The sequence below is a fragment of the Streptomyces sp. NPDC051051 genome (assembly GCF_040682975.1).
Taxonomy (GTDB): Bacteria; Actinomycetota; Actinomycetes; order Streptomycetales; family Streptomycetaceae; genus Streptomyces.
In genome coordinates, this window is the sequence record NZ_JBFBCB010000124.1 from 1 (window position 1) to 3,721 (window position 3,721).

At 73.7% G+C, this 3,721-nt stretch carries 1 protein-coding gene; it reads right to left on the reverse strand.

Translation table 11 applies throughout. The features are described 5' to 3' along the window. A partial coding sequence (locus tag AB0N31_RS36305) for an SDR family NAD(P)-dependent oxidoreductase (RefSeq protein ID WP_366062808.1) occupies nucleotides 1–3,721 on the reverse strand: 3,721 nt, incomplete at both ends.

A 3,721-nucleotide genomic window follows, 5' to 3' on the forward strand; every position in this document is an offset into this window, starting at 1 on the left:
CGAACACCGGCGAAGAATCGAGGAGTTCCACCGCCATACCCGCCCACTGCGCCCCCTGACCCGGAAACACGAACACCGGGTCGACGCTCTCGCCGATGCGCTGGGTGGTGCCTCGGGCGAGGCCGGGCGTGGTGGTGCCGGTGGCGAGGGCCTGGAGTCCGGCGAGGAGGGTGTCACTGTCGGCGCCGACGACCACCGCGCGCTCCTCCAGGGCGGCGCGGCCCGTGAGGAGGGAGTGCGCCACGTCGGCGCGGTCGGGGGCGGAGTCCGTCAGGTGGGACAGCAGTTGTTCGGCCTGGGCGCGCAGCGCGTCTGCGGAACGGGCGGAGACCAGCCACGGCACGACGGTTCCGGTCGGGGTCGGAGTGGTGGACTCCGGCTCGGGAGCGGGCTGTTCGAGGATGACGTGGGCGTTGGTGCCGCTGACGCCGAAGGAGGAGACGGCGGCACGACGTGGACGGTCGTCGGTGTTCCAGGGGCGGGACTCGGTGAGAACCTCGACGTGCCCGGTCGACCAGTCGACGAACGGGGAGATCGCGTCGGCGTGCAGCGTTCTGGGCAGGGTGCCGTACCGCATGGCCTGCACCATCTTGATGACCCCGGCGATGCCGGAGGCGGCCTGCGTGTGGCCGATGTTGGACTTCACCGAGCCCAGCCAGAGCGGCCGGTCGGCGTCGTGCTCCTGGCCGTAGGTGGCGAGCAGGGCCTGCGCCTCGATCGGGTCACCCAGCTTGGTGCCGGTGCCGTGGGCCTCGACCGCGTCGACGTCCGCGGCGGAGAGTCCGGCGTCGGCCAGCGCGGCGCGGATGACGCGCTGCTGGGAGCGGCCGTTGGGTGCGGTGAGGCCGTTGGAGGCGCCGTCCTGGTTGATGGCCGAGCCGCGTACGACGGCCAACACCTGATGTCCGTTGGCCCGGGCGTCCGACAGCCGCTCCAGGAGCAGCACGCCCACGCCCTCGGCCATGCCCATGCCGTCGGCGCCGGCTCCGAACGCCTTGCAGCGGCCGTCGGCCGCCAGGCCCCGCTGGCGGCTGAAGCCCACCAGGCCGATCGGTTCGCCCATGACGGCGGCGCCGCCGGCCAGGGCGAGGGAGCACTCGCGGGAGCGCAGTGAACGGATGGCCAGGTGCAGGGCGACGAGCGCGGAGGAGCAGCCGGTGTCCAGGGTCACGGCCGGGCCCTCCAGGCCCAGCGTGTAGGAGACCCGGCCGGAGGCGATGCTCGTGACGGTGCCGGTGATCAGGTGCCCTTCGAGTCCTTCGGGCACCTCGCCGCTCGCGCCGTAGCCCTGGTGGGACGCGCCGACGAAGACGCCGGTGTCGCTGCCGCGCAGGCTGTCGGGAGCGATACCACCCCGTTCCAGGGTCTCCCAGCTCGTCTCGAGCAGCAGCCGCTGCTGCGGGTCCATGGCCGTCGCCTCACGCGGCGAGATACCGAAGAAACCGGCGTCGAACCCGGCGGCGTCGTGCAGGAATCCGCCCTCACGGGCGTACGTGGTGCCGGGCCGGTCCGGGTCGGCATCGTAGAGGTTCGCCACGTCCCAGCCGCGGTCGACGGGCAGCTGCGTGATGGCGTCGGTCTCGTCGAGGACGAGGCGCCAGAAATCGTCGGGCGAGTGCACTCCGCCGGGGAAGCGGCAGCCCATCGAGACGATGGCGATGGGTTCGTCCTCGTGGGCCGGACGGCTCGTCGGCGTGGAGGGCAGAACGGCGGCCCGGTCGTCCGGCGTGTCCTCGACGAGGTGCTCCAGCAGGTGCCGTACGAGCTCGTGGACGTTCGGGTGGTCGAAGACGATGGTGGCGGGCAGGCTCAGTCCGGTCGCCGCGTTGAGACGGTTGCGCAGTTCGACGGCGGTCAGGGAGTCGAAGCCGAGTTCCCGGAAGGCGCGCTGGGGTGCGATCTCGTGGCCGTCGGCGTGACCGAGGACGGCGGCGACCTGATGACGCACGAGGTCGGTGAGGGTCCGGACGCGGTCGGCGCCGGGCAGGGCGGCGAGTTCCGCGCGCAGGCCCCCGAGCCGGTCGGCGGTCTGCGTCCCGTCGGGCTCGTCGGCCCGCATGGCCTCGGCCACCTCGGGGACCTCGTGCAGCAGCGGCCGGGGATGCGCGGCCGTGAAGACGGGGACGAAGCGTTCCCAGTCGATGTCGGCGACGGCGAGGAAGGTCTCGTCGTGGTCGAGGGCCTGCTGGAGCCCGGCGACGGCCAGTTCGGCGTCCATGAAGGGGATGCCGCGCCACCGCAGCTGCTCGCGCACGACGTTGACGGCCATACCGCCGCCCTCTGGGCTCCAGATGCCCCACGCGATGGACGTCCCGGTCAGACCGCGGGCCCGGCGGTGCTCGGCGAGGGCGTCGACGTAGGCGTTGGAGGCCGAGTACGCGCCGTGGTCGCCGCTGCCCCAGGTGCCGGCGACGGACGAGTAGAGCACGAAGGCGTCCAGCCGGTCGTGGTCGAAGACGGCGTCGAGGTTCACCGCGCCGAGCAGCTTGGCGCGGGCACCCTCGGCGAAGAAGTCGAGATCGGTCTCGGCGAGGGGGGCGAGCATGCCGACACCGGCGGTGTGCACGACGGTCCGGATGGCAGGCCCGTCCGACTCGACCTCCGCCACCAGACGTTCCAGGGCCTCGCGGTCGGCGACGTCACAGGCCGCGATGGTGACCCGGCACCCCAGGGCGGTGAGTTCATCCCGCAGTTCGGCTGCGCCGGGGGCGTCCGGGCCGCGACGGCTGGTCAGCACCAGGTGCTCGGCGCCCTTGCGGGCCAGCAGCCGGGCGGTGTGGGCGCCGAGGCCGCCGGTTCCGCCCGTGACGAGCGCGGCACCGCTGGTGCGCCAGGCGCGCGGTGCGGCCCGTCCGGCGAGCGGGGCCCGGACCAGGCGGCGGATGTGGGCGGTCCGGCCGCGAAGGGCCGTCTGGTCCTCGTCGGCGCGGGCGGCGAGGACGGCGACGAGCCCGCGCGCGGTGTCCTCGTCCAGTTCGGCGGGCAGGTCCACGAGTCCGCCCCAGCGCCGGGGCTGCTCAAGGGCGACGACCCGTCCGAAGCCCCACAGGGCTCCCTGGAGCGGGTGGCGGACGGCGTCTCCGGTGCCGGTGGTGACGGCTTCGCTGGTCAGGATCCACAGCCGGGCGTCCAGGTCGGTGTCCAGCAGTCCCTGGAGCAGGACGAGCGAGGAGGTCATGCCGGCGGTGGCACCCGGGTGACCGGGAGCGGCCCGCTCGTCGAGGGCGAGCAGGGAGACCACGCCCTGGACGGGCGTCGGCCCGGTGACGGACACGGCGTCCGCGAGCCGTGCGGCGACCCGTTCGCGGTCCAGGTCACCGGCGTCCATGACGAGGGTGAGCGTGGTCGCGCCCGCCTGGCCGAGGGCCCGGGCCACCTCGGCGACCAGGGGGGACCGCAGGTGGGTTTCGGGTACGGCGAGGAGCCAGGTGCCGTTCAGGGTGCCGACGGCGGGCAGCTCGTAGGGCCGCCAGACCACCCGGTAGCGCCAGCCGTCCACGGTGGCACGGTCCCGGCCCGCCTGCCGCCACGCGGACAGCGCCGGAACGATCTCGCCGAGTCCCTCGGTGGCCTCCGCTCCCAGTCCCAGGGTCCGGGCGAGTTCCTGGAGATCGCCCTCCTGGACGGTGCGCCAGAACTGTTCCTCCACCGGATCGGCCGCCTGCTGCCCGCCCTTCGGCGTCTCCAGCCAGTACCGCCGCCGCTGGAAGGCGTAGGTCGG